Raw genomic sequence first — 22,931 nt, 5'->3', positions numbered from 1 at the left:
GGAGAAGCGGTTGCCCGGGCGTCTTATGTGGCGATGGGTCAGTCGGCGCTGGGGGTGACAGGCTCAATGTCGAGATCGAGTCGCATCCGGAAGACGAACGCTTCGTAGCGATCCCGCGGGTACGACACGTCCGAGATCATGAGCACTCGGTCGTCCTTGGTCAGGAATCGCTGATGTACGGCTTTCACCAGGTCGCCCGATGCGACGCCGAGCCATTCGCCGTGGGCGAGAGGCGGGATACGATCCGCGATCGTCTCCTCGAGGAGAACCGCGTCCGTGGTGCCGTGCACGCCGAGGGGCTGGTAGGTGTCCGATATCGAGATCGGTCGGCCCCCCTCGGTGGCGAGCGTGATGACATGAGTCAGCTCGTCCCCTGTGGCGATTCCGAAAACCTCGGCGAGCTCGGGTGATGCGGGTATGTGCTGGGTGTCGCGTTCGATGCTGACCTCTCGATCGGTCTCGCGGCTGTAGGTCATCTCAGGACTCTCCATCTGTCGTTCGGGGGATACACGAACCAGATTCGGCCGATCGGCGACGAAGGTTCCTCGGCGTTCGACCGTCCGTACCAATCCTTGGCTGAGCAGTAGCTCTATTGCCTTGCGGATGACGATTTGCGATACGCCGTGTCGTTCGGCGAGCTCGGCATAGCTCCGCAGCTGCGTCCCGGGGGCGAGATCCCCGCCGCGAATCTGTCGGGCGTACTCCCCTGCGATCGACACATAGGCCGGTTCTGCCATGGAGCTGCATCCTTTCGAGTGGTTCCGATGTTGACGACATTCTCAGTATACGCAACTGCGTATACGCACAGGTCAACGGCGCTTTACTCAACCGCCGCAACCGGTCGGGATCAAGCTGTGTATACGCAGACGTTGTGTGTATACACAGTTGTGTATACACTGGGCTTGTCCCGCTGACGCGGAAGCAACCCGCAAGGCGAATTCGCAACAGATGCAAGGGAGTTCAGCAATGGCGATTAAGAGGGGCTATCAGTTCCCGATCCGGTTCGGTTCGGCGTTCCCGCAGAAGCTGGTGTTGCTGGGGGAGATCACGCGGATGACGAAGTACAACCCGAACCCGAACGCAGCGCCGGAGGGCATGTTCGACCTGGATCGGGAGGGGCAAGGAACGGGTCTGCCGCTGTGGAAGGCGACGGTGACCGATCCGCACGAGGAGAAGGCGAAGCGGGCCAGTTTCGAGATCATCTTCGTGGCGGAGGTTCAGCCGGTTCCGGCGACGGAGGAGATCGTTGCTGGTACTGGCATGCGGATGGTCGAGCTCGAGGGTCTTACCGCCGAGCCGAAGGTGATGGGGCAGGGCGAGTTCAAGTACCTGGGCTACCAGTACCGCGCGACCGGCATCGTGGGTGACGCTTCCGGTGCCAAGGTGCCGCCGGCCGATCCGGGTGCTGCTCGCCCGTCCAGCGCTAAGGCGGCGTGATGAATGCGGCGGACCGGTCGGTGGGGATGCGGTTGGCGCGCTGGTCCGCCGTTGTCATCCTCGCGGGTGTCGGGGCGGCGGCGTTTCGGTTGTCGTTCGCGACGCTGCGGGATCTGGCGATCCTGGCTCATATCCCCGCCGGAGATGCCTGGCTGTTCCCGGTGATCGTGGACGGCACCATCATCCAAGCCACTTTGGGTGTGTTGGTGCTGGCGAAATCTCGTGAGCGGCAATGGTTCCTGTGGGTGCTGGTCGTCGGCGCGGTCGTGTCGGTGGTTGGCAACTCTCTGCACGCGATCGCTGCCGGACGCGAGTTGCCTTGGTGGGCTTCGGCGCTGGTTGCTGCGATCGCCCCGATTTCCCTACTGGCCGATACCCATGGTCTGGCTGTGCTGTTCCGTGCGGCCCAGCATGATTCGCGCTCAACTCCGGCCGTGGCCGAGGAGGCTGCTCCGACTATCGCAGTATCCGGCGAACCGCCAGTCGAAGTGCCTGCGGCTGTTCCAGTCGCTGAGCCGGTGGTGGCTACGCCGAAGATTCGCCCGGCTGTCGTGCCGGTGCGCCCTATTCGCCCTGTGCGGCCGGTGCAAGAAGCGCTGCCGCTCACGGTTTCCTGACAAGGAGTTCTCATGTCCGACAAGTACTACCCGGTCCACAGAACCGGCCGAAACGATGACGTGCTGGTGACCATGGCGGCGCATGCCGTGTCGTTCGAGGTCCACTTCTACGGCAAGAAAGTGTTCGTGAGGTTCGGCACCAGCTGCTTCATGCAGCTCGACCTGTCCCAAGCCGTGGCACTGCGCGGGCTGCTCGATGCCGGTATCGCCGATGCGATCGCCGATCAGCAATCCGGGCGGGTTGATCTGGTGAAGGCGGTGGCGTGATGGCGCACGAGATTGCGATCTGGACGTGTGTGGCGTGCGTGATCGTGCTGGCCGTGAGCGTCGTCGGAATGGGTCTGGGCAGGGTGTTCACGCTCGTCGACACGGTTTACATGCTCGAAAGCTGGATCGGCGAAGTGCGGATCGAGCTGCTGGCCCAAGAACAGGCCGACGAGTTCCAGGCGATGCGCCAGCGCATTTCCGAGGTCAATAACCGGCTCGACGCGTTCGCTGAGGCCATGGGCCAAGCCGAGCCAGACGATGACGGCGAGCCCGGCGACGACGAAGCGGGCGGCGAGCCGTGGCCTTTCATCGACCTCGCCGAGGTGTACCCGCCGAGTGGTGATGGGTGGAGGGCGTCATGATCACGATTGCTCTGAGGCGCCCGGGATGGGTCGCGGTGTTCGTGCTGGCCGTGATGGTGGTGCTGCCCGTGACGCTGCTGCTCACCATGGGTCGCGAGTCGGCGGGAGAGATTCCCCGGACTCCGGCCCGGCCGGACGGATGCGTGATGTTTTGCGCGACTTCCATTACAGCACAGGGGGTTCAGTGATGTCGTCGAGTGAGATGGTCCGGGCCGAGGGCTATTGGGTTTCGTCGGATCCGCAGCGTCATGTGTCGTTTGAACTGCCGGAAACCCGTGTGAGTGGTCATGGTTCGCCTGGTGTCCGGTATGTGACCGAGGGTGAGCATGCGGGGTTGGTGTGGCTGACCCTGGGTGGTCATCACGCGGGCGGCAGGATGCCGTTGCTGATCATGAACCTGGATGCGGCGGCTGAGCTGGCGCAGTTGCTGGCGGCGGCGGTCAATGAGGGCCGCATCATCGAAGGCGCTGACCTGCCATCGATTCCGTTCCGCGATGTCACCGGTGATCGGTGCAATTGCCCGGCATGCGATGACGCGTTGGTTGCTCTGCTCGAGGCTGAGGCAGGGCAGTGACATGGTCGCAGCTGAGCTGGTAGTGGCTGGTAGCGCGTTCATCGGCGCGGCCGGTATGTGGTGGATGCGGCATTCAGGAGCAGGCGCCCGCCCGATCACGGCGCAGGACATCGCCGCGCAGGCGCCGGCCGAATTGCGCACGGCGGTCACGATTTTGGCTGATCCGATGCAAACCAACCTGATGTTCGAGGCCCTCGGACTCGGTTCACGCAACGACGGCTTCCCGCACGTTGACGGCTACTACTACGACGAATCCGGGCTGCATGTCGATGTGATGATGCTCGGCGGCCAGAAACCCAAGGACTGGAACAACGACGACATCCTGGCCCAGTTCGCCACCTACTTCCAGGTGCCGAAGGTGACAGCGCTGTCACCCGAGCCGAGCTGGGTCCGTCTCCAGGTGAGAGTGTTCGACACCCTCGCCGCCCCGGCAGCGTCGCCGGAAGCGGTTCACAACGAGGTGGACCTGGAGGCGGTCCCGGTCGGGATCACCGAGTACGGCGCCTTGTGGCTGCTGAAAATCCTGTACGTCCACATCCTTCTCGCCGGTGCGATGGGCTCGGGTAAAGGGTCGGTGCTGTGGTCGATCCTGCGCGGGGTCGGCCCGGCGATCAAAACCGGCCTGGTGGACGTCTGGGTGGCGGATCCGAAAGGCGGTGCGGAGTTCGGGCGTGGTGAGAACCGGTTGTTCGTCCGGTTCACCGTGGATACCGCCAGCATTCTCGCGATGCTGCGCGAAGCCGTGGAGCTCATGGACGAGCGGCTGGTGCGGATGCGTGCGGCCGGTATCCGCAAGCTGGTCCCGACCATCGATGAACCGCTGATTCTGATCATCATCGATGAGGCCGCGGCGCTGTCGTCCTATGCCGACCGCAACGAACAGGAGGAGTTCCGGCGCCTGACCGGGCTGCTCCTGTCGAAGGGGCGCGCGGCGGCGGTGTCAGTGGTCGCAGCGTTGCAGGACCCGTCCAAGGAGACGATGCCCAACCGGCAACTGTTCCCGGTCCGCATCGGCCTGCGCCTGGACGAACCGACCCAAAACGCCATGGTCCACGGCCAAGGCGCGAAGGACCGCGGTGCTCGCTGCCATGAAATCTCCGACCAGACACCAGGTGTCGGGTATGTGGGTGAGGACGGCACCACCGAGTTCGTGCGGGTCCGCGCGTTCTGGGTCGACGACGACGCAGCGGATGCCATCGTCGACGCGTACTCACCTGCGCCCGAAATCGCCGGGCCGACAACTGATTACAGCGACTTCGACCCTGACGACCTCGGCGACGACGACGGCCTGAGTGGGGTGGCGGCATGAACGACAGCGCTCGCGCGATTCCGGCATCGGCGGTCGATGTGCGGCTGTACGGGTCTCGCTCGAAGGTGGACGAGATCGTGAAGCTGCTGGCGGAGATCGGGTTCGACATCCGAGAGGACGAAAGCTATGCCGGTCTCTCCCCGACCGAAGTAGCCCTCTACGCCACCGTCTACCCACGTCAGCTCTACCCCCGACGCTGGCTGCCGAACCCGCAAGAGGGTGGTCGGTGATGAAGGCGGGATTCGTGATCGAAGAACACGTCGTCGTCTACTGCGACGGCTGCGGAGACCACTACAGCGAAAAAGACAACGAGAGCATCTGTTTCCACTCCATTGCCCAGGCCATCGCCTACTTCAGCGCCCACTCCGCAACTGTCGGGTGGGTCTACGACGGCGACCGCATCCTCTGCGACGGCTGTATCGCCACCCTGCATTGCCTTCAGTACGGACACACCTACCCCGACACCTGGCAGACCACGGTGTGGCCGCTGGGCAAACTCACCCGCTCCCGCAGCTGCGCAGAGTGCGGCATCCCTGAAATCGAGGCCCAATCATGAACGCACGCACCAACATCCGCCACAGCTCCCGCCAGACTTCCCGCCAGTTCGATCGTGAGGACATCGACGCCGCAGTCCATGTCCGGTCGCGTCGGCGCTGCCAGTTCGAACGCTCCGGGATGGACCCGATTTCCATCGCGGTGCACCTGCTCGCCGAGACCGGCGATGTTCCCGGCTGGGATGACGGTCTCGATGACGGCGACTGGGCGGCATGAGCACAACCAAGCGGACGCAGTGGGGCGTGATGGTCGGCCGGATCATCCGCCCTCTGCCCCACGCCACAACCGCCGCCGAAGCTCACATCTGCGCCGCCAAGGTCAATGCCGTGAAAACGGTTGTGGTGTACCGCAATTCGAACAGGGAGATGTGGCGGACCTGGATCGGTGAGCGTGAGCAACCGACCCAACTCGCCTTCGACCTACCCGAGAAGGGGCAACGACTATGACGAAAACAACCGGCACACAGTCGAGAACCGAGATCGACATCGTGTTCGAGAAGATCGCCACCGCTGTCCTGGTCACTATCGTGAAGACCGTCGCGGTGAGCGTGTGGTGGGCACTGCTGTTCCCCATGATCTCGATCCCGATCGCAGCCGCGGTTGCGGTGGGCGTGTGGCTGGATTGGCGGGCAGGTGTCGCGGTGGTCGGGGTGTTCATCGCGGGGATGGTGCTCTGGCGAGCAGGGAGCCCGGAGACCTTCGAGCGGTGGATCACCTCACGGGCACGCACCCGGTTCCTGATCTGGTGGCGCTACCGACGCCTGTGGGACCGCCGGATCGAGGCATGCGGGCTGACCCTCGTTCGCGACGACGCGGTGTTCGTTCCACGGCTGCTGGGTGTCGAGATCGGCGACACCGTGGATCGGCTGCGGGTCAAGATGCTGCCCGGCCACTGCCCCGAGGACTACGAAAACCGCGTCAAGCGGATCGCACACACCTTCGGCGCCCTGGACTGCCGGGCCATCGTCACCGCCCCAGGGGTGATGGAACTGGTAATGCGCCAATCGGATTCACTCGCCCACCCCATCACCGCACCCCGCATAGACACGCCTCGCTGGAGAAAGGGCGCAGCCTGATGAACGACACCCCCGACAAGCCCCAGACAGGAGCGACAGCGGCTCAGCGCCGCGCCCTACCCGACCTGCACGAGGTCGCCCAAGCCGCCGCCGAACAGTACGACGTGTGCCGCCGGCCGATTCCGATGCGTGTGGAGGACCCGCGCACCGGGACCGTCACCTACGAAGGCGCCCCGTGCAAGTCCACGATCGAATCGGTGTGCCCGGCCTGTGCCAAAGCCAACCGGCTGCTGCGGATCGCGCAGTGCCGCGAAGGCTGGCACATGAGCATCGAGCTCGATGACGAGAAGAAGGACCCGACCCCGGCCCAAGTTCAATTGCTCACCGCTCGAGCCGATCTCGTCGCCCAATACCGGCAGGCGGTGGCGAACGGCGATGAGGGGATGGCCGAGAGCTGCCGGGTATGGGTGGCTGACTTGGATTGCGAGTTGCGAGAATCCGGGCTGCGTGGTCGGCTTCCGGCCCTGGATATGGTTACCAAGGATCGGCGGCGACGCTCTACTCGGCGGCGTCAGGATGTGCCGAACCTGCCGCGCCGCAAGGTCACCAAGCGCACCATCGGCGAGGTGTTCGCGGGCAAGCACCAGCCGAGCATGTTCGTCACCCTCACCATGCCGGGCTACGGCCGGATCAATCGCGACGGCGCAACCAACGACAAGGGCGAGCCATGCTCGGACGGGTCTCCGGTCGATCTGGACTCCTACGACTACGTCACTGCCGCACGCGACATTGTGTTCTTCTCCAAGCTGGTCGACCGCTGGATTCAAAACCTGCGTCGCGCAGTGGGTTACGAGATTCAGTACTTTGCGACCGTGGAGCCGCAGAAGCGCGGTGCCCCGCACCTGCACATCCTGATCCGCGGTGCGATCTCCCGCGAGATCCTCAAGCAGGTGACCGCGGCTACCTACCACCAGGTGTGGTGGCCTCGGTTCGATGCCGAGAACCAGATGTACGGCGGGGATTACTGGCCGGTGTGGGACCACCGCAAGGCCACTTTCGTCGACCCCGGAACCGGGAAGGCGCTGACGTACTGGGATGACGCCCTGGACATCCTCGACGCGGTTGATGACCTCGAACCGGCGCACACAGTGCGGTTCGGAACGCAGATGGATCGCAAGCACATCAAGGGCATCGTCGGCGGCACCGAAAAGGCCGGCCGAGCCATCGGCTACGTCACCAAGTACCTGGTGAAGTCGATCGCGGAAATCGTTGAGCCTCAATCGGATCGGGCCGCCGAACACTACGACCGGCTACATGCGGAACTCCAGCACACCCCATGCTCGCCGCGCTGCGCGGTCTGGCTGCGCTACGGCATCGTCCCCCAGGGCGCCAGCGACAAGACCGTGCCCGGACGCTGCCGGGGCAAAGCACACCGCCGAGACACCCTCGGGCTGCCTGGTCGGCGAGTACTGGTGTCGCGGCGTTGGTCGGGAAAGACCCTGATCGACCACAAGCAAGACCGTGTCGAGTTTGTTCGGCAACTCCTCGCCGACGCCGGAATCGTCAAACCTGACACATCGCATTTGAAGGTGACGCCAGTCGAACCGGGAGACAAGTCCCGGCCCCTGCGTGAACACCTGATCATGGGCGCGGTATCCCGGCGCACCGTCTGGCGTGCCGAGTACTTGAGAGCACGGATGGCGGCTGAACCACCCGAACCACCCAGACCGGAGAAAACTTCGGCAACTCAGCAAGCGGCGTAGGGGAGGGGTGATGGTGATGGAGCTACCAGATAATCGGCTTTGGAATGTTGAGGAGACGGCGTACTTCCTTGGCGTGCCGGTCAAGACCCTGTACCAGTGGAAATGGACTGGTGAAGGGCCTCCTGTCCGCAAGGTCGGCCGACATCTGCGCTACAACCCCGCACGGGTACGAGCCTGGGTCGATTCGGATGAGGCGGCGGCCTGATGGGGCACGTAGACGATCGCTGGTGGCGACCCCAGCGGGACGAGAACGACAAAATCGTCGTCAACGGCCGCGGCAAACCGGTCATGGAGAAAACCGAGCTGTACGGGCGTGGGCTTCGCTACCGAGTGCGGTACATCGATCCCGATGGAGTCGAACGATCCAAGTCGTTCGCCGATCGCGAGAAGAAGCGCGCCGACGACTTCCTCATCGAGGTCGAATCCGACAAGCGCGAGGGCAAATACATCGACCCCCGTGCGGCGACGAAGAAGTTCCGGCAGCAAGGCGAAAGCTGGTACAAGGCGCAATCGCCCGATCCCGCGACCCGTGCAGCATTGCGGAGTCGGCTCACCAGCCGGATCTATCCGACGTTCGGCGACTTGTCCCTTGGTCGGGTCATGCCGTCGACCATCCGTGATTGGGTGGCAGAGCTGGAGACGAAGAAGTACTCGGACAACTACATGGCGGTGTTGTTCGCGATGGTGTCCGGGATTCTGGACTCGGCCGTTGACGACAGGATCATTCGTGCGAATCCGTGTAAGGCCAAGACAGTACGCCGCCCCGTGGCGAAGAGCCCGAAAGTCGTTGTCTGGCCGGAGAGTCGGATCACAGCGGTGCGTCGTGGATTGAGCGAATCGAAGCCCCGGTTCTCGGTGGTGGTTCCTATCGGTGCGGGGCTCGGCCCTCGGCAGGGCGAGATTCTCGGTCTGTCGCCCGATGACATCGACCGTGAGGCCATGGTCGTACACATTCAGCGCCAAGTGAAGTACGTGGAGGGTGTGCTGATGTTCGCGCTACCGAAGCGGGAGAAGACGCGGTTCGTGCCACTGTCGAAAGCGGTGCTGGATGAAATCGATGAGCACATGAAGGAGTACCCGCCGCAGTCTGTGACGTTGCCTTGGGGCAGCGCTGATGGCAAACCTGTCACCGTGCTGCTGCTGCTCACCGACCACAATGGCGCGACGATGAGCGGTGATGTGTTCACCAAGACCGTCTGGAAACCGGCCTTCGCTGTTGGCGACCTGATCTACCGCCCTCGTGCCGATGGAATGCACACCGGACTTCGGCATCTGTATGCATCCACATTGCTGGCGCGCGGTGTGTCGATCAAGGAACTGGCGGACTTCCTCGGACACGAAGACCCCGGGTTCACACTCCGGGTCTACACACACCTGCTGTCGTCCAGTAACGAACGCGCCCGCCAGGCCGTGGACGACACGGCGGCCTTCTGGAAGCTACCCGCCGATGACGGCCTGGAGACGGCCTGAGAGATGCCTAGCCAATCGAAAACCGATCAGGGAACCAGAAATCCGGTGCGAGTCACGAACAAGGCTCGCACCGGATTTCTGCGTTCTACCAGGGCAGATGAGTTACAACCAGAATCGGACGAGGTAACCGCCGTACTGGGACCAGATGCGCGGGACGCCGGAGAGTTCGAAGATGGCGTAGATCATTTCGAACAGGGGGCGGTACAGCGCGGGGGTGAAGACCAGGACGAACAGGATCAGCATGCCGAAGGGCTTGTACTGATCGATCGAGCGGCGGGTCTGGTAGCTCAGCGAGGGCTCCAGGATGCCGTAGCCGTCGAGGCCGGGGATCGGCAGCAGGTTGAGGACGGTGGCGGTGATCTGCAGGAAGGCCAGGAAGCTCAGGCCGAACCAGAAGGCGGGATGTTCATAGGTGCTGCCGAACAATTTCACGATCAGCAGCAGCAGCACCGCGAAGACCGCGTTGACGGCCGGTCCGGCGCCGCTGATCAGGCGCTGGATGCGCGGGCTGAAGTTGTGCGAGTGCACGTACACCGCACCACCGGGCAGGCCGAAACCGCCGAGCGCGATGAACACCATCGGCAGCACGATCGACAGCAGCGGATGGCTGTACTTCAGCGGGTTCAACGTGAGGTAGCCGCGCAGCTCGACCTCGTGATCGCCCGCCCGCCACGCGATGAACGCGTGCGCGAACTCGTGCAGGCACAGGCTGACGATCCAGCCGAACACCACCAGGACGAACACGCCGACCTTCGCGCGCACCGATTCGACATCCGCGTCCCACGCCAGCGCGCCGCCGACGATCGCCGCGATCACCACGACAAGGAACACCGGGCTCGGCCGCACCGCGCCCAATCCGCTCGCGCGGCGATTCTCCGGATAATGCCAGGTCATCGGACCAGCAGCCAGGGCTCGTGGTGGCGGTAGAAACTCGACCGCGGCACCGTCCGCTCACCGCGGATCCCGTCGCGGGTCACCACCGCGCCCGGCGTGCCGAGCTGCGCCGCGCGCCCCTCGACCCAGCGGCGCCTGCGGATCCCGCGCTGTGCGGTCGCCCGCACCCCGGGTAGCTCCAAGGTCGGCGACACATGCATCGCCGTGACCTTTCCCGAAAACAATTGTGTGTCGTCCACGTAGGCCTCCCCTTCCAATTTCTCCCCGTCCACCCCCGTGATCGTGGCACGCCCGACCAGCACCTTGCCGGTGTCGTCCCTGATCAGCGGTGTCTCCGTGGCCTTTCCCTCGATGGCGCGCTTCGCCGCGGCATTGCCGGTACCGGTCTGGTAGGCGCGCGAGCCATAGGTCTTCTCGATCGGTACGTAGCCGATCTCCACATGCAGCCGCTCGGTGCGCATCAGGTGCGTCAGCACCGCGGCCAGCCCGGCGTCCTCGCCGAGCACGATCAGCCGGGGCAGCGAGTCGGCGGCGAGCACCGGCAGCAGCTCATCGATCTGCCCGGTATCCGGAATGGCGGCCGTTTGGGTCGTCGGCAGCGCTGCGAGTGCGATGGGTACCGGCGCGCCGTCGCAGCGGAGAACGTGGGTACTCAAACTGCCGTACACCCTCCTCGGTCCGGCCGACGCTCGTCGGTTCGCTTTCCGTGCAACCATAACCGCGCCTTGGTCCGCCCACACGGTTCCGGCCGCACGGTTGTCGAGCCCCGCGGCGTGAGCTCAGGGCCCGGAGGCGGTAGCGAAGCGTAACCACGCAGGGCCTCGCGAACGCCGCCATTCAGATTACGATGTCAACCGCTGCGTCGCCGCTGTCGACGCGTCTACTAAACTGTGCTTCCGGCCACCGCCTCGATACGGCAGGTAGCTGCAACACTGGGCTTCACCCGTGTTGCGCGTCGAACCGTAGGAGACACGACCATGCCGGCAATCGTCCTGATCGGCGCCCAGTGGGGCGACGAGGGTAAGGGCAAAGCGACCGATCTACTCGGTGAGCGGTTGCAATGGGTCGTCCGCTACCAGGGCGGCAACAACGCGGGCCATACCGTGGTGCTGCCCAACGGTGACAAGTTCGCGCTGCACCTGATCCCGTCGGGCATCCTCACCCCCGGTGTGAAGAACGTCATCGGCAACGGTGTCGTCGTCGATCCCGGCGTGCTGCTCGACGAGGTGGCCGGCCTGGAGGAGCGCGGTGTCGACACCTCGAACCTGCTGCTCTCCGCCGACGCGCACCTGATCATGCCGTACCACGTGGCCATCGATAAGGTCACCGAGCGCTTCCTCGGCAACAAGAAGATCGGCACCACCGGCCGTGGTATCGGCCCCTGCTACCAGGACAAGGTCGCCCGCGTCGGCGTCCGCGTCGCCGATGTGCTCGACGAGAAGATCCTCACCCAGAAGGTCGAGGCCGCACTGGAATTCAAGAACCAGGTGCTCGTCAAGATCTACAACCGCCGCGCGCTCGATCCGCAGCAGGTGGTCGACGAGGTGCTGGAGCAGGCCGAGCGCTTCAAGCACCGCATCGCCGACACCCGCCTGCAACTGAACGAGGCGCTGGAGCGCGGTGAGACCGTGCTGCTGGAGGGCTCGCAGGGCACCCTGCTAGACGTCGATCACGGCACCTACCCGTATGTCACCTCGTCCAATCCGACCTCGGGCGGCGCGGCGGTCGGTGCGGGCATCGGCCCGAACAAGATCAGCACGGTGCTCGGCATCCTCAAGTGCTACACCACCCGCGTCGGCTCCGGTCCGTTCCCGACCGAGCTGTTCGACGAATTCGGCACCTATCTGGCCAAGACCGGCGGCGAGGTCGGCGTGACCACCGGCCGGGCCCGGCGCTGCGGCTGGTTCGACGCGGTCATCGCGCGCTACGCGACCCGGGTCAACGGCATCACCGACTACTTCCTCACCAAGCTCGACGTGCTGTCCAGCCTGGAGACGGTGCCGATCTGCGTCGCCTACGAGATCGACGGCGTGCGGGTCGAGCAGATGCCGACCACGCAGACCGAATTCCACCACGCCAAGCCGATTTTCGAGGAAATGCCCGGCTGGTGGGAGGACATCTCCGGCGCGCGCACCTTCGAGGATCTGCCCGCGAACGCGCAGGCGTACGTGCGGCGCCTGGAGGAGCTGTCGGGTGCGCGGATGTCGTGCATCGGCGTCGGCCCGGGCCGCGATCAGACGATCGTGCGCCACGATGTGCTCGGCTGAGGCTGCGAAGAGCTGAGTGGCAAAGTTAGCCACCGATGTGCCCTTTGGGCGTAGAATCGCTGCTGTCACGCAAGTGATGAGTGGACAGGGAGTCGAGCGCTCCTTTCTGGATACGACCCCCTGTCCGAATGGGGTTACCTAGTCCGAATGATTCGGATCAGGATGTAGAAGAGCCCGGCGGCTGCGACAGCGGTTGCGAGCCATACTGCCGGATTCGCCGGCTCTTCTTTCCGGTGTTTACCCATCTCCCCATTCACCTCCTTTCCTGGTTGTGGCGGTGGGGAAGGCCGCCACAACCGGGAGGAGGCGGCCATGACCATACCGGTTGGCTATGACACCTGGTTGCGAATTCGTTATCTTGTGTGCCCGTTGATGGTTCGCTGAAGCGCGGGGGCCATGCCCGATCTGGGCGGCGGATGTTCGATCACGCGGGATTAGGGCCGGAAACAGTCTGAAAGCCTGTGCCCGTTCATCTTCGATACCTTCGATCATGATCTCCGACGCTCTACAGTTAGAGCTATGGCTCGGAATTGGCCGATGATCGAGCGCGAAAGCGAGTTCGAGGCGATCCGCGCAGCGCTCACCGGCTCGGAACACGTGGGTGTGGTGCTAACCGGCGATGCCGGGGTGGGCAAGACGACGTTGGCCAGACAGGCGACCGCGGCGGTCGGCGGCAATATCCGCTGGGTCGCGGGCACCGAATCGGCGCGCAGCATCCCCCTCGGCGTCTTCGCGCACATGGTCGGCGTCTATACCGCGCACGACCCCGTGACGTTCATGTCCGCGGCGCGCGAGGCACTACTTGCCGACGGGCACACCATCATCGGCGTCGACGACGCGCATCTGCTCGACCAGCTGTCGGCGACACTGCTGCTGCAACTGGCCATCGATAAGGCCGCGCACATCGTGGCCACCGTGCGCAGCGGCGTCCCGGTACCCGACGCGGTCACCTCGTTATGGAAAGACGGGCATCTGCTGCGGCTCGACCTGCGCCCGTTCACCCAGCGGCAAAGCGTCCACCTTGCCGAATCCATGCTCGGCGGTCAGCTGGAGGGCTTCACCGCCAACCTGATGTGGGAGTCGTCCGGCGGAAACGCGCTGTTCCTAAGGCATTTGATCGAGGGAGCGCTGGAAGCGGGCACGCTGCGCCAAGTGAACGGCGTCTGGCAGCTGCGCGGGCGGGCCGCGGTCACCTCGGAATTGGCCGCGCTGCTGGAGGATCGGGTCGAGCAGCTGCCGGATCCGGTGCTGCGGGTACTCGAGCTGCTCACCTTCTGTGAGCCGATCGATCTCGACGTGCTCGCCGAGCTGGCCGGTGAGGAAGCGGTCGAACAGGCCGAAAATCGCGGTGCGATAAGGGTTGTGGAGAACTCGCACCAGCTGACCGTGCGCTACAACCATCCGCTGTTCGGCGAGGTGATCCGGCGCAGGCTCGGCATCGCGTCGGCGCGCCGGTTGCGCGGCAGGCTCTACTCCTCGCTCAAGGAACGGCGCATCAATTCGGCGGCCGATCGCATCCGTTTAGCCGAATTGGCTTTGGACAGCGATAAATCCGCCGATCTCGAGCTGTTCGAGGCGGCCGCCGCCGACGCCATCAACCTGGCCAACCTGCCACTGGGCGAACGCTTCGCCAGGGCCGCGGTGGAGCGGCGCGGCGGTGTGGAGGCCGCCGATCTGCTCGCCCGCGCGCTGCTGTGGCAGGGGCATCGGATCGAAGCGGAGCGCACACTGGCCAGCTTCGATCCGGATCAGCTCACCGAGGTGCAGCTGGCCCGATGGGGCAGCACCAGGGTGTCGAATCTGATGTGGGCCATGGGCGATGCCGATCGCGCCGACGACGTGCTCGCGCAGATCCGCAGCCGGGTCTCCCAGCCGAAGATCGTCGCGACGCTCGACGGGCTGGCCTCGGCGTGCGCGGTCAACGAGAACCGCATCGACGTCGCGTTCGCCGAGGCGGAAAAGGTGATGTCGCAGGCCGATGCGCCACCGTGGGCGGTCTGGTGGGCCGCGTTCGGCGGTGTGCTCGCGCTCGCGCTGATGGGCAAGGGCGAGGTGGCGCGGCAGTACGCGGCGCGCAGCCACGAGGTGGAAGGCAGTATCGACGGGCTCAACCGGTTCATGTCGACCCATGCCGAGGTGCTCGCGCTCACCTACACCGGTGATCTGGAGGCCGCGCGGCGTCGCGCCGCGGCGAATTTCGGCTACTCCGCGCCGGGGCAATATCTGGCCTGGGGCATGTCGAAGATCCTGCAGGGCACCGTCGACGTCGCGCAGGGCAGGTTTCCGGACGGCATCGAACACCTCGAGCAGGCATTGGCCGCGCTCACCGCGGAGGGCGCCGCCGCATGGATGATGCCCGCCAGACTCCGCCTGGCCGAAGCCTATTCGGCGCTGGGGCGCGCCACCGAGGCCGCGGAATCGGTGGCGGCCGCGGCCGAGCGCAGCGGCAGGCACAGCGCGGTCTACGAGCCACAGCTCGAAATCGCCCGCGCCTGTTTGGCGGCCGCCGAAGGCACCGTCACCCCGGCCATTCGATACGCGATGAGCGCCGCCGATGCCGCGGCCAGATCGCATCAGCACGCGATCGAGGCGATGGCGTTGCACGCGGCCGCGCGCTTCGGCGATACCTCGGTCGCGGGCAGGCTCGCCGATCTGGCGGCCAGGGTGGACGGCGGGCTGGTGCAGGTGCAGGCCAGGCACGCGGTCGCGCTCGCCGCGCACGACGGCCCGGGGCTGGACGCGGCGTCGGCCGAATTCGAGCGGATCGGCGCGCTGCTCTCCGCCGCCGACGCCGCGGCACAGGCGGCGTCGGCACATGAACGTGCGGGTGATCGTCGTCGGCTGCTCGAATCCGCCGCTACCGCAAACCGTTTGGCCGCGACCTGCGGCGGTGCGAGCACCCCGGCCCTGCGTCAGGCCGCTCAGCCGCTGCCGTTGACCGCGCGGGAACGCGAGATCGCCAACCTCGTCGCGGCGGGACTGTCCAACCGGCAGATCGCCGATCGGCTCACCGTCTCGGTGCGCACTGTCGAGGGTCATCTCTACCGGGCCTGCATCAAGATGGACGTCACCGACCGCGAATCGCTCGGTGCGCTCATGCGGGGCGAGTCACCGACCGAATAGCGTGACCAGCGGTGCAAGCCCGACGCCGCCGGTCACGAAAGATGCCGGGGCCCAACGGGATCCGGTCGGTGCGCCGGTCAGCGCCATGGTGGGACCACGGACTTGTGCATTGCCACCATGACGACCCCGCGTGACCGCGATCGCACCGTGCCTCGATTCTTCCAACGCACCAGCCCCAGCGGATCGCCCATAGGTACTGTCTGTCACCCCTCCTCCGGCGTACGTCCGCGGGCGCGAGTGCGCGACCTTGTCGGTAGACCGCGAGTGGGACCTACTGGCTGCACGCTCGTCTGTGGGTCTGTGGGTCTGTGGGTCTGTGGGTCTGTGGGGGCCGTGGAGTCGTGCGGGGGTTGGGCTGTGGGGTTCGGCGGGTACGTTGCGGCCGATGTGGGCAGTTGGTCACTTGCTGGCTAATTGGTGAGATTGCGTAAATGGGGATGTGAGCGGGGGATTGGTGCTGGAATTTGGAATTAGGGCAGTCAGGTTGGGGCGTGTTGGGGTTGTCTGTCGACTTGACAGCATCCGGACAGCTACGGATAGGGTGCGAGCGCGGTACGCGGGGACGTGCCGTCCGACTCAAATCCTGATGGTGGTGTTTCGACGTGGCTCGTCATCGTGCATTGAACAACTCGGGGGTCCGGCGGGCCATCGCCGGAGCACTACCGCTGGTGGTCGCCGTTGCCTGCGCCGGTGTCGCCGCCGCCGACCCACAGCCGGGGACCTCGACCCAGCCCGGCGTGACCACGCCGAGCAAGCCGAGCGGCTCCGACAAGCCGAGCCCCGAGCGCTCGCCGAGCCAGCCCGGCGTCAGCACGCCGAATCAGCAGGGCGCCACCGGCCCCGGCCGTCCCGTGCCCGCCGAGCCCGCGCCGCAGAACCTGGAGTACGCACGCCCTGTTCCGGAGAAGCAGCCCGCTCCACCGATCGAACCGCAGCAGCTGCACGCACCGCGACCGGTGGCGCCGGTTGCCCCGATCGCGCCGCCGCCGCGCACCCTGCGCATCGGTGACTTCAGCACCCCGGTCCCGAACGAGGTGCCCAACGAACTACTCGACGGCGTCAACGGCGCCGCCGCCAACGCCGAGGCGGCCATCGCCACCGGCGGCCGCTCCATCGGCATCAACCCAAGCCGCTCCGACAAGATCGCCGCGGCCACTGCGGCGGGCGCCGTCGGTGGCGCGCTGGCAGGCGCCGCGATCGCGGGCGTCCCGGCCGCCGTGGTCGGCGGTGTCGGCGGCGGCCTGATCGGTGCGGGCGTGGGTGCGGGGATCGGCGTCATCGTCGGCGCCGGTGCCACCGCAGCGGGCGCCGCGGCCATCGGCGGCGTCGTCGGCGCCGCCACCGGCCCGGGCGCGGTAGCCACCCTGCCCGCGGTCATCGGCGCGGCGGTCCCCGTCATCGCCGCCACCGGCGCGGCGGGCGCGGGCGCGGGCGCACTGATCGGTGCGGGCGTAGGTGCCGCGGCCGGTGCCGCGGTCCTCGGCATCCCCGCCGCCCTCGCGGGCGGTGTAGTCGGCGGCATCCTCGGCGGCACCGCGGGTGCAGGCTTCGGCGCCACCCTCTGACCACCCCGCGCACCCACCACCCGGCGCGCCCGGTGTGGTCAGAAGAGGGTTGGTTCGCCGAAGCCGGGGGTGCGTTCGATGGTGAGCAGGCGCTGTTTGGTGTCGATGCCGCCGGGGGCGGAGAAGCCGTTCAGTGTGTGGTCGGCGGCCAGGACTCGGTGGCAGGGGATGATCAGGGGAATGGGGTTGCGGCCCAAGGCTTGTCCGACGGCTTGGGCGGCGCCCGGTGCGCCGATGCGGTCCGCCACCTGTCCGTAGCTGAGGGTGTGGCCGGGGTCGATGGCGCGGGTCACCTCGTAGACCGCGCGGTTGAAGTCGGGAATTCCGCTGGTGTCCAAGGGGATCCAGCGCAGGTCGTCGAGTTCGCCCGCGAGATGCGCCTGGATCACCGCGATCGCGTCGGCGATCGGGCCGGAGGCGGGTTGCCCGGTGACCTCGTCACCGCCGCGCCGGTCGGTGATTCGCGCGCGCGTCTTGGCGGGATTCGTTTCGGGAAGGGCGAATCGGATCACCGCGCCCTCGCGCCATGCGATCGCGCAGATACCGATGGCGGTCTCGAACAGTGCCGCCTCGGCGGAGACACGAGTCGACTCACTCATACCCGTCAGTGTGCACCGTCCGACCGACAAGTGCGTATCGAGAAGGCCAGTTTTCTGGAACTGGCATTGTCGTCCCGGGTCTGGTGTGCGGTCCGGCCGACCAGCAGGTGATCCGGCGTCGTTGCCGAAAGCACCAGCGGTCTGCCGATCAGCAGGCGGTAGCGGGCGTCGAAGTGATCGCCGGGCCAGGGCGGCGGCGTGGGGATCGGTCCAGTTCGCCAGGGGGCGTGGTGATTTCGGTCGCGGGCACGGCACGTCGAGGTGTGCGCGGCTCGCTCCGGCACGGTTCGGCCTGGTGGGGTTCGGTCTGCTCTGCGATCGGCGGGTTCGCGCGAGCCGGACCGGTTTTGCCCGATCCCGGTGTCTTCGAGTTGGGTGAGGTGGCCTCGCTCGGCGCGCTGTACGCGCTGGCCGGCGCGGCTTCTTCTGTCGAATTCGCCACGGGCGGACCGGGATCGGGCATATCCCGGCGACCGTACACGGCGACGAGGTCGGTGTAGCGGCGCTGCTCGTCGTAGTAGGAGCTGCTCCAGTCGGTCAGCGGTGACGGCGGGCGGTAACGGTCGAGGCGGAAGGCTTCGTCGTTGCGGTACGGGGCGTACCGGCGGAGGAAGTAGCCGAAGGCGATGAGGGCGAGGAGAGCGGCGAGGGCAGTCATAACGGATAGCCTGCACCCAACTGGCCTTGCCATTGAATATCCACTCGGTGAATACTGGACCGTATGGCGACGAGAGTGATCGGTGCGAGCAGTCTGGCTCGGGATCTGGGCAGCTGGCGCACGGTCGGCGAGGGCGGCGAATCCGGTGAGCACCGCAAGCCGTCGCGCCCGGCGTATCTCGCACTGGCCGAAGGAATTCGGCTGCTCATCCACGACGGCCGCGCCCCGCTCGGCGTCGCCCTGCCGAGCGAACGGGATCTGGCGACCATGCTCGGGGTCAGCCGGACCACCATCACCTCCACCTACGCGCTGCTGCGTGAGCACGGCTATCTGATCAGCCGTCAGGGCTCGCGCAGCACCGTCGCGCTGCCCGCCGCGCTGCCGAACGACGGCAACCGGCCTGCCAGGGGCATCATGGCGACGATGCCACAGTCCGAGCTGCCGACCATCGATATGACCTATGCCGCGATGGCCGCTCCGATGGAGATGCAGGACGCGTATTCCGCTGCACTGGAAGGGATTCCGGCCTACCTAGGCACCCACGGCATGGACCCGGTCGGTGTGCTCGCGCTGCGCGAGGCGCTGGCCCGCCGCTATACCGAGCGCGGCCTGCCCACCGATCCCGATCAGATCCTGGTCACCCTCGGCGCCCAGCACGGCCTGCGGCTGCTGCTCAATGTGCTCACCGCTCCGGCCGCCCGCGTGCTCATCGATCATCCGAGCTATCCGAACGCGATCGAGGCGATCCGCGATGTCGGCGCGCGCCCCGTCCCGGTGCCGCTGCGCCCGGAGACGCCGGATTCGGGCTGGGATCTGGACGGAATCCGCAGCGCCGCAAGGCAAACCGCGGCAACGCTGGCCTATCTCGTACCCGACTACAACAACCCGACCGGGCTGCTGCTCGACGATAGCGGCCGCGCCGAACTGGCCGCCATCGCCCGCGACACCAGGATGACCATCGTGATCGATGAATCGATGGCCGATCTGCACCTGACCGACAACCCGGCACCGCTGCCGGCGGCGTCGTTCGCCAGGGGCGCCGAGATCGTCACCATCGGCTCGGCCTCGAAATCCTTCTGGGGCGGCCTGCGCGTCGGCTGGATCCGCACCAACCAGTCGTTGATCACCAAGCTGCTCGGCATCCGCGCCACCGTCGACCTCGGCACGCCGGTGATGGACCAGCTGGCAACGGTTTTCCTGCTCGAGCACGCCGACACCATCCTCGCCCGGCGCCGCGAGCAGTTGCGCGATCAGCGCGCCGCGCTGCTGTCGGCGCTGGCCGAGCAGCTGCCGGACTGGCGGGTCAGCGATAGCGCGGGCGGCATGTCACTGTGGGCACAGCTGCCCGCCCCTGTCTCCACCGCGCTGGCCGCGACCGCGCCCAACCACGGCGTATTGCTCGCCGCCGGACCACGTTTCGGTGTTCAGGGCGCCTTCGAACGGTTCCTGCGCCTGCCGTTCACCCATCAGGAGCACGATCTGCGCCTCGCGGTCAAGGCGATCGCCGCCGCCTACGAGGGCCTCACGCCGCGTGCCGCCGACCCGCTGATGTCGCGAACGTTGTACTGAGCGTTCACATTCCGCTGCGCCGTCCGACGCCGTTGAGCAGTGTGTCGATGACCCGGCTCGCGAGGATATCCGGGTCGGTGAGGTCGTCGGCGGTGCGGCCGTGCACGGATTCGGCGATCAGCGCCAGGTAGACGCGGCGGACCCAGGCCAGGTCGGCGTCCGCGCCGATGCTGCCCGCGGCCTGCGCTCGGGCGAGCACCGCATCGCATTTCGCGAAGACATCCGCCTGTAGTCGGACGAGTTCGCCGTCCTCGGGGTCGGCGCGGTCGAGGGCGAAGGCGGCGCCGTATTTGATCTCGATGACGTTCGCCGTTGCCTGATGCAGCGCGACCAGTGGCGGCGCGGTCTGCGGCCGGGCCGCGTCGACCGCGGCGTCGATGCGCCGCCAGCTGGAGATCGCCATGGTGCGCACCAGATCCTCGCGGTTGGCGAAGCGCCGGTGCACCGTCGTCCTGGCGACGCCCGCGGCCTCGGCGATCTGTTCGAGTGTGGCGCTGGGATTTTCGCCGAGTACCCGTTCCGCCGCGTCGAGGATGGCGCGCACGGTGCGTTCGGCGTCGGCGCGCAGCGGGCGCCCTGAGGTGGTCGGCATGGATGTCCTCTTCGTCGCGATCGTAGAGACATAGTACATCGGGCGAGCTATTTCAGAACTAACCGCTACATGACTGTTGCAGTTATCGAAAATTGAGCTACTCTTGTGTTGCACACCAACCGAAGGAGCTCACCATGACCCACTCCGGCAAGACCGCACTCGTCACCGGCGCATCCGGCGGAATCGGCGCCGAATTCGCCAAGGCGCTGGCCGCGCGCGGCGACAATCTTGTGCTGGTGGCGCGTTCCGTCTCGCGCCTGGAATCCCTTGCCGCACAACTGCGTACCGAACACGGCGTGCGGGTGGAGGTGATCGCGCACGATCTCAGCGCCCCCGACGCCGCCGCCGGCGTGATGAACGAGCTCGCCGCCAGGGAACTTTCGATCGACACCCTGGTCAACAACGCGGGCTTCGGCAGCGCGGGCCGCTTCGAGGAGCTGGACGCGGACCGCGAACAGGATCAGCTGATGGTGAATGTCGTTGCGCTGGCGGCACTGACCCGCCGCATCGTCCCCGGCATGCTGGCTCGCGGTGGCGGCGAGATCGTCAACGTCGCCTCCACCGCGGCATTCCAGCCGTCCCCCTACTTCGCGACGTACGCCGCGGGCAAGACCTTCGTCCTGAATTTCAGCCTGGCCCTGTGGAGCGAATACCACGACCGCGGCATCAAGGTCCTCGCCCTCTGCCCCGGACCGACCGAAACCGAATTCTTCGACGTCGTCGGCACCCGCGCCGCGGGCATCGGCGGCAAATTCGGCACCCCGGCCGCCGTGGTGGACACCGCCCTGCGCGCCCTCGCGCGCAACAAGGGCTACGTCGTCGCTGGCCCCAACACCTTCGCCGCCGCCCACCTGATGCCACGCCGCCCCCGCACCCTGGTGGCCCGCATGGCGAAAATGGTCACCCGCACCGTCGCCGACGCCGCGAGCCCGACGCCCGCCGCGGTCTGAGGATCCGTGGACGAGGTGAACTCGGTGGACTGCGCAGGCGGGTGTGATGGCTCGCATTCGACGACGAGCTCGGCAGGTGTTCGCCCCACACAGGTTTCGTGCGGGTGGTAACGACGGCGCGCCGATATCGACCGGCGCGCCGTCGGAAGGTCAATCCGCCCAGACGGATTCGATGGGGGTGGCGACCTCGGGGGGTGGGGTCGGGGTACCGGCCGGGGTGCGGGAGAAGCGGGGGGCCGGTGCGTGCTGGATGACGCCGTCGATATCGATGAGGCCGGTGCGGGCGACGATGTGGGGGTTCTGCTCGGCCTCGGTGAAGGTCAGGACCGGGGTGGTGCATGCGTCGGTGCCCTCGAAGATCGCGGTCCACTCGTCGCGGGTCTTGGTCTTGAACTTCTCGGTGAACAGCTTCTTCAGGTGATCCTGGCCCGCCGGATCGATCTGCATCGGCAGGCCGTCGGGATCGATCTCCAGGCCCTTCAGCAGTTCGGCGTAGAACTGCGGTTCGATCGCGCCGACCGCCATGTACTTGCCGTCGGCGGTCTCGTAGGTGTCGTAGAACGCCATACCGGTGTCGAGCAGGTTGGTGCCGCGCTCGTCCGACCACAGGCCGACGCCGCGCATCCCCCAGATCATGTGCGAAAGGGCAAGTGCGCCATCGATCATCGCGCTATCGATGACCTGGCCCTTACCGGAGTTCTGCCGTTCGACGAGCGCGGCGAGCACGCCGAACACCAGGAACATCGAACCACCGCCGAAGTCGCCGACCATGTTCAGCGGCGGCACCGGCCGCTCGCCCTTGCGGCCGATCGCGTTGAGCACGCCGGTCAGCGAGATGTAGTTGATGTCGTGTCCGGCACGGTCGGCCAGCGGGCCGTGCTGGCCCCAGCCGGTCATCCGTCCGTACACCAGCCGCGGATTGCGGGCCAGCGCCGCCTCCGGACCGAGCCCCATCCGCTCGGTGACGCCGGGCCGGAAGCCCTCGATCAGCACATCGGCCTTCTCGATCAGCCCGAGCACCTTCTCGACATCCGCCGGATCCTTGAGGTTCGCCTCGACGATGGTGCGGCCGCGCCACTGCGGGCGCTCCATGAAGCCGGGCAGCATATTCGCCCGCTGTACCCGCACCACATCGGCGCCGAGGTCGGCGAGCAGCAGTGCCGCGTGCGGGCCGGGGCCGATGCCGGCCAGCTCGACGACCTTGATGCCCGCGAGCGGGCCCTGCTTGGCGGTGGATGGTGTGCTCACGCCTACCTCGGTTCCTCAGGTGATTTCGCGCACCGGCCGGAGCCGGTGTTGACAGTATGACAATAGCGAACGGCCACTAACATCCGGCCCGCGCGCA

27 protein-coding genes are annotated in these 22,931 nt (G+C 66.5%); 20 read left to right on the top strand and 7 right to left on the bottom strand.

Annotated elements, in window-relative coordinates:
- Positions 1-38 precede the first annotated feature (38 nt).
- Positions 39-737, bottom strand: a complete 699-nt coding sequence (locus tag ACIG5A_RS20315) for a GntR family transcriptional regulator (protein WP_397242141.1) — start codon at positions 735-737, stop codon at positions 39-41.
- 229 nt (positions 738-966) lie between these two features.
- Between ACIG5A_RS20315 and ACIG5A_RS20310 the strand changes: the two genes are divergently transcribed.
- The 15 genes from ACIG5A_RS20310 to ACIG5A_RS20240 are packed head-to-tail and all read left to right on the top strand — an operon-like array spanning position 967 to position 9,369.
- The gene (locus ACIG5A_RS20310; RefSeq protein WP_397243918.1) at positions 967-1,437 is read left to right on the top strand and encodes a hypothetical protein; all 471 of its coding nucleotides are present in this window, start codon (positions 967-969) and stop codon (positions 1,435-1,437) included.
- On the top strand, positions 1,437-2,054 hold the full coding sequence (locus ACIG5A_RS20305; RefSeq protein WP_397242139.1) for a DUF2637 domain-containing protein: 618 nt from the start codon (positions 1,437-1,439) through the stop codon (positions 2,052-2,054). The genes ACIG5A_RS20310 and ACIG5A_RS20305 overlap by 1 nt, the downstream gene beginning before the upstream one ends.
- A 12-nt stretch (positions 2,055-2,066) precedes the next feature.
- Positions 2,067-2,321 carry a hypothetical protein gene (locus tag ACIG5A_RS20300; protein ID WP_397242137.1) on the top strand — a complete coding sequence of 85 codons (255 nt, stop codon included), beginning with the start codon at positions 2,067-2,069 and terminating at the stop codon, positions 2,319-2,321.
- Positions 2,321-2,683, top strand: a complete 363-nt coding sequence (locus tag ACIG5A_RS20295; RefSeq protein WP_397242135.1) for a hypothetical protein — start codon at positions 2,321-2,323, stop codon at positions 2,681-2,683. The genes ACIG5A_RS20300 and ACIG5A_RS20295 overlap by 1 nt, the downstream gene beginning before the upstream one ends.
- Complete coding sequence (locus tag ACIG5A_RS20290) at positions 2,680-2,871, top strand: hypothetical protein (protein ID WP_397242133.1); 192 nt, start codon at positions 2,680-2,682, stop codon at positions 2,869-2,871. Before ACIG5A_RS20295 ends, ACIG5A_RS20290 begins: the two co-directional genes overlap by 4 nt.
- A complete protein-coding gene (locus tag ACIG5A_RS20285; protein ID WP_397242131.1) occupies positions 2,871-3,257 on the top strand; it encodes a hypothetical protein in 387 nt (128 codons plus the stop codon). The genes ACIG5A_RS20290 and ACIG5A_RS20285 overlap by 1 nt, the downstream gene beginning before the upstream one ends.
- Positions 3,178-4,566: an FtsK/SpoIIIE domain-containing protein gene (locus tag ACIG5A_RS20280; protein WP_397242129.1), complete on the top strand. Its 1,389-nt coding sequence runs from the start codon at positions 3,178-3,180 to the stop codon at positions 4,564-4,566. Before ACIG5A_RS20285 ends, ACIG5A_RS20280 begins: the two co-directional genes overlap by 80 nt.
- On the top strand, positions 4,563-4,796 hold the full coding sequence (locus ACIG5A_RS20275; RefSeq protein WP_397242127.1) for a hypothetical protein: 234 nt from the start codon (positions 4,563-4,565) through the stop codon (positions 4,794-4,796). The genes ACIG5A_RS20280 and ACIG5A_RS20275 overlap by 4 nt, the downstream gene beginning before the upstream one ends.
- Positions 4,796-5,122 (top strand): hypothetical protein, encoded by a 327-nt coding sequence (locus ACIG5A_RS20270; RefSeq protein WP_397242125.1) that lies wholly within the window; start codon positions 4,796-4,798, stop codon positions 5,120-5,122. The genes ACIG5A_RS20275 and ACIG5A_RS20270 overlap by 1 nt, the downstream gene beginning before the upstream one ends.
- Positions 5,119-5,337 (top strand): hypothetical protein, encoded by a 219-nt coding sequence (locus ACIG5A_RS20265; protein ID WP_397242123.1) that lies wholly within the window; start codon positions 5,119-5,121, stop codon positions 5,335-5,337. The genes ACIG5A_RS20270 and ACIG5A_RS20265 overlap by 4 nt, the downstream gene beginning before the upstream one ends.
- Positions 5,334-5,567 (top strand): hypothetical protein, encoded by a 234-nt coding sequence (locus ACIG5A_RS20260; protein ID WP_397242121.1) that lies wholly within the window; start codon positions 5,334-5,336, stop codon positions 5,565-5,567. Before ACIG5A_RS20265 ends, ACIG5A_RS20260 begins: the two co-directional genes overlap by 4 nt.
- Complete coding sequence (locus tag ACIG5A_RS20255) at positions 5,564-6,196, top strand: hypothetical protein (RefSeq protein WP_397242119.1); 633 nt, start codon at positions 5,564-5,566, stop codon at positions 6,194-6,196. The genes ACIG5A_RS20260 and ACIG5A_RS20255 overlap by 4 nt, the downstream gene beginning before the upstream one ends.
- Positions 6,196-7,899 (top strand): replication initiator, encoded by a 1,704-nt coding sequence (locus ACIG5A_RS20250; RefSeq protein WP_397242117.1) that lies wholly within the window; start codon positions 6,196-6,198, stop codon positions 7,897-7,899. The genes ACIG5A_RS20255 and ACIG5A_RS20250 overlap by 1 nt, the downstream gene beginning before the upstream one ends.
- A gap of 10 nt (positions 7,900-7,909) precedes the next feature.
- The gene (locus ACIG5A_RS20245; protein WP_397242115.1) at positions 7,910-8,104 is read left to right on the top strand and encodes a helix-turn-helix transcriptional regulator; all 195 of its coding nucleotides are present in this window, start codon (positions 7,910-7,912) and stop codon (positions 8,102-8,104) included.
- Positions 8,104-9,369, top strand: coding sequence for a tyrosine-type recombinase/integrase (locus ACIG5A_RS20240; protein WP_397242113.1), 1,266 nt, complete (start codon positions 8,104-8,106; stop codon positions 9,367-9,369). The genes ACIG5A_RS20245 and ACIG5A_RS20240 overlap by 1 nt, the downstream gene beginning before the upstream one ends.
- A 102-nt stretch (positions 9,370-9,471) precedes the next feature.
- Here the strand turns inward: ACIG5A_RS20240 and ACIG5A_RS20235 are convergent, their stop codons facing one another.
- Positions 9,472-10,263: a site-2 protease family protein gene (locus ACIG5A_RS20235; RefSeq protein WP_397242111.1), complete on the bottom strand. Its 792-nt coding sequence runs from the start codon at positions 10,261-10,263 to the stop codon at positions 9,472-9,474.
- A complete protein-coding gene (locus ACIG5A_RS20230) occupies positions 10,260-10,919 on the bottom strand; it encodes a hypothetical protein (RefSeq protein ID WP_397242109.1) in 660 nt (219 codons plus the stop codon). The genes ACIG5A_RS20235 and ACIG5A_RS20230 overlap by 4 nt, the downstream gene beginning before the upstream one ends.
- A gap of 321 nt (positions 10,920-11,240) precedes the next feature.
- On the opposite strand from ACIG5A_RS20230, the gene ACIG5A_RS20225 reads away from it, so the two are divergent.
- The 3 genes from ACIG5A_RS20225 (at position 11,241) to ACIG5A_RS20215 (ending at position 17,218) form a co-directional block, all read left to right on the top strand.
- Positions 11,241-12,530 (top strand): adenylosuccinate synthase, encoded by a 1,290-nt coding sequence (locus tag ACIG5A_RS20225; protein WP_397242107.1) that lies wholly within the window; start codon positions 11,241-11,243, stop codon positions 12,528-12,530.
- A gap of 519 nt (positions 12,531-13,049) precedes the next feature.
- Complete coding sequence (locus tag ACIG5A_RS20220; RefSeq protein ID WP_397242105.1) at positions 13,050-15,653, top strand: LuxR C-terminal-related transcriptional regulator; 2,604 nt, start codon at positions 13,050-13,052, stop codon at positions 15,651-15,653.
- A 602-nt stretch (positions 15,654-16,255) separates the two neighbouring features.
- On the top strand, positions 16,256-17,218 hold the full coding sequence (locus tag ACIG5A_RS20215; RefSeq protein ID WP_397242104.1) for a hypothetical protein: 963 nt from the start codon (positions 16,256-16,258) through the stop codon (positions 17,216-17,218).
- 38 nt (positions 17,219-17,256) lie between these two features.
- Here ACIG5A_RS20215 and ACIG5A_RS20210 read toward each other — a convergent pair whose 3' ends face one another.
- Complete coding sequence (locus ACIG5A_RS20210; RefSeq protein ID WP_397242102.1) at positions 17,257-17,817, bottom strand: methylated-DNA--[protein]-cysteine S-methyltransferase; 561 nt, start codon at positions 17,815-17,817, stop codon at positions 17,257-17,259.
- A gap of 148 nt (positions 17,818-17,965) precedes the next feature.
- Positions 17,966-18,475 (bottom strand): hypothetical protein, encoded by a 510-nt coding sequence (locus ACIG5A_RS20205; RefSeq protein WP_397242100.1) that lies wholly within the window; start codon positions 18,473-18,475, stop codon positions 17,966-17,968.
- A gap of 63 nt (positions 18,476-18,538) precedes the next feature.
- Here ACIG5A_RS20205 and ACIG5A_RS20200 point away from each other — a divergent pair, with 63 nt between their 5' ends.
- Complete coding sequence (locus ACIG5A_RS20200) at positions 18,539-20,044, top strand: PLP-dependent aminotransferase family protein (protein WP_397242098.1); 1,506 nt, start codon at positions 18,539-18,541, stop codon at positions 20,042-20,044.
- Between the two features lie 4 nt (positions 20,045-20,048).
- Here ACIG5A_RS20200 and ACIG5A_RS20195 read toward each other — a convergent pair whose 3' ends face one another.
- Positions 20,049-20,636, bottom strand: a complete 588-nt coding sequence (locus ACIG5A_RS20195; RefSeq protein WP_397242096.1) for a TetR/AcrR family transcriptional regulator — start codon at positions 20,634-20,636, stop codon at positions 20,049-20,051.
- Positions 20,637-20,770: 134 nt separating this feature from the next.
- Here ACIG5A_RS20195 and ACIG5A_RS20190 point away from each other — a divergent pair, with 134 nt between their 5' ends.
- On the top strand, positions 20,771-21,586 hold the full coding sequence (locus tag ACIG5A_RS20190; protein WP_397242094.1) for an SDR family NAD(P)-dependent oxidoreductase: 816 nt from the start codon (positions 20,771-20,773) through the stop codon (positions 21,584-21,586).
- 150 nt (positions 21,587-21,736) lie between these two features.
- Here ACIG5A_RS20190 and ACIG5A_RS20185 read toward each other — a convergent pair whose 3' ends face one another.
- Entirely contained in the window at positions 21,737-22,834 is a 1,098-nt protein-coding gene (locus ACIG5A_RS20185) for a CaiB/BaiF CoA transferase family protein (RefSeq protein WP_397242092.1), read from the bottom strand.
- Positions 22,835-22,931 lie beyond the last annotated feature (97 nt).

The sequence above is a fragment of the Nocardia sp. NPDC052566 genome (assembly GCF_044547285.1).
In the GTDB taxonomy this organism is placed as follows: Bacteria; Actinomycetota; Actinomycetes; order Mycobacteriales; family Mycobacteriaceae; genus Nocardia.
The sequence above is the reverse complement of the archived record's forward strand: the minus strand, read 5'-3'. Positions and strand labels throughout refer to the sequence as shown.

What these genes read in the sequence shown, in the direction of transcription:
- ACIG5A_RS20255 (WP_397242119.1), top strand. Translation starts at nt 5,564, where the DNA reads ATGACGAAAACAACCGGCACACAGTCGAGAACCGAGATCGACATCGTG.
- ACIG5A_RS20240 (WP_397242113.1), top strand. Translation starts at nt 8,104, where the DNA reads ATGGGGCACGTAGACGATCGCTGGTGGCGACCCCAGCGGGACGAGAAC.
- ACIG5A_RS20280 (WP_397242129.1), top strand. Translation starts at nt 3,178, where the DNA reads ATGTCACCGGTGATCGGTGCAATTGCCCGGCATGCGATGACGCGTTGG.
- ACIG5A_RS20305 (WP_397242139.1), top strand. Translation starts at nt 1,437, where the DNA reads ATGAATGCGGCGGACCGGTCGGTGGGGATGCGGTTGGCGCGCTGGTCC.
- ACIG5A_RS20260 (WP_397242121.1), top strand. Translation starts at nt 5,334, where the DNA reads ATGAGCACAACCAAGCGGACGCAGTGGGGCGTGATGGTCGGCCGGATC.
- ACIG5A_RS20195 (WP_397242096.1), bottom strand. Translation starts at nt 20,636, where the DNA reads ATGCCGACCACCTCAGGGCGCCCGCTGCGCGCCGACGCCGAACGCACC.
- ACIG5A_RS20265 (WP_397242123.1), top strand. Translation starts at nt 5,119, where the DNA reads ATGAACGCACGCACCAACATCCGCCACAGCTCCCGCCAGACTTCCCGC.
- ACIG5A_RS20225 (WP_397242107.1), top strand. Translation starts at nt 11,241, where the DNA reads ATGCCGGCAATCGTCCTGATCGGCGCCCAGTGGGGCGACGAGGGTAAG.
- ACIG5A_RS20190 (WP_397242094.1), top strand. Translation starts at nt 20,771, where the DNA reads ATGACCCACTCCGGCAAGACCGCACTCGTCACCGGCGCATCCGGCGGA.
- ACIG5A_RS20205 (WP_397242100.1), bottom strand. Translation starts at nt 18,475, where the DNA reads ATGACTGCCCTCGCCGCTCTCCTCGCCCTCATCGCCTTCGGCTACTTC.
- ACIG5A_RS20310 (WP_397243918.1), top strand. Translation starts at nt 967, where the DNA reads ATGGCGATTAAGAGGGGCTATCAGTTCCCGATCCGGTTCGGTTCGGCG.
- ACIG5A_RS20290 (WP_397242133.1), top strand. Translation starts at nt 2,680, where the DNA reads ATGATCACGATTGCTCTGAGGCGCCCGGGATGGGTCGCGGTGTTCGTG.
- ACIG5A_RS20270 (WP_397242125.1), top strand. Translation starts at nt 4,796, where the DNA reads ATGAAGGCGGGATTCGTGATCGAAGAACACGTCGTCGTCTACTGCGAC.
- ACIG5A_RS20285 (WP_397242131.1), top strand. Translation starts at nt 2,871, where the DNA reads ATGTCGTCGAGTGAGATGGTCCGGGCCGAGGGCTATTGGGTTTCGTCG.
- ACIG5A_RS20300 (WP_397242137.1), top strand. Translation starts at nt 2,067, where the DNA reads ATGTCCGACAAGTACTACCCGGTCCACAGAACCGGCCGAAACGATGAC.
- ACIG5A_RS20220 (WP_397242105.1), top strand. Translation starts at nt 13,050, where the DNA reads ATGGCTCGGAATTGGCCGATGATCGAGCGCGAAAGCGAGTTCGAGGCG.
- ACIG5A_RS20295 (WP_397242135.1), top strand. Translation starts at nt 2,321, where the DNA reads ATGGCGCACGAGATTGCGATCTGGACGTGTGTGGCGTGCGTGATCGTG.
- ACIG5A_RS20200 (WP_397242098.1), top strand. Translation starts at nt 18,539, where the DNA reads ATGGCGACGAGAGTGATCGGTGCGAGCAGTCTGGCTCGGGATCTGGGC.
- ACIG5A_RS20245 (WP_397242115.1), top strand. Translation starts at nt 7,910, where the DNA reads ATGGTGATGGAGCTACCAGATAATCGGCTTTGGAATGTTGAGGAGACG.
- ACIG5A_RS20210 (WP_397242102.1), bottom strand. Translation starts at nt 17,817, where the DNA reads ATGAGTGAGTCGACTCGTGTCTCCGCCGAGGCGGCACTGTTCGAGACC.
- ACIG5A_RS20235 (WP_397242111.1), bottom strand. Translation starts at nt 10,263, where the DNA reads ATGACCTGGCATTATCCGGAGAATCGCCGCGCGAGCGGATTGGGCGCG.
- ACIG5A_RS20275 (WP_397242127.1), top strand. Translation starts at nt 4,563, where the DNA reads ATGAACGACAGCGCTCGCGCGATTCCGGCATCGGCGGTCGATGTGCGG.
- ACIG5A_RS20250 (WP_397242117.1), top strand. Translation starts at nt 6,196, where the DNA reads ATGAACGACACCCCCGACAAGCCCCAGACAGGAGCGACAGCGGCTCAG.
- ACIG5A_RS20315 (WP_397242141.1), bottom strand. Translation starts at nt 737, where the DNA reads ATGGCAGAACCGGCCTATGTGTCGATCGCAGGGGAGTACGCCCGACAG.